The organism is Marinifilum sp. JC120, from assembly GCA_004923195.1.
Lineage (GTDB): Bacteria > Desulfobacterota > Desulfovibrionia > Desulfovibrionales > Desulfovibrionaceae > Maridesulfovibrio.
The window spans coordinates 1-457 of record RDSB01000190.1; the positions used below are offsets into that span (position 1 = coordinate 1).

The window sequence follows — 457 nt, forward strand, 5'->3', positions numbered from 1 at the left end:
AGATGATGATCTCTTTCTGTAGGTGGTACATCTGATCGTAATGTCTTAGGATTACCGTGGTTAACTCGGATTTTAACTTGTTCTTGTCGTTGCTACTGCACACAAGCTTGTTGATGACCCCGCCGACCGATGTCAGCAGGGTATCCAAAATTTTTAAATTCATGTTTTTGGTTTTTTAGGTTATTAACTCTAGTCCTTGYGATAGTTCTTTTCCAGTAGTTTYTCWATATCGTGGACATTGTAAAAGATTTTCCCTCCTATGTGSGTGTAAGGTATGGTTTCCTCTGACCTRTACTTYTGAAGGGTGCGTACTCCTATGTGTARCATGTTGCAGACATCCTGACCGTCGAGCCATTCTTTGTAGAGGTTATCGGCTGGATTGTTTTCCTTGTACGCTGTGACTAGTTCTTCGATTTTCTTGATAAGTTTTTTTATTGACTTGATTAGTTCAATAAAA

Annotated in this window: 1 protein-coding gene; it reads right to left on the reverse strand. The window is 39.1% G+C overall.

What is annotated here, in order from left to right:
* Window positions 1-189: 189 nt before the first annotated feature.
* Window positions 190-457, reverse strand: a 268-nt coding sequence (locus D0S45_20845; protein ID TIH04851.1) for a DNA-binding protein, incomplete at its 5' end; no start/stop codon positions are given.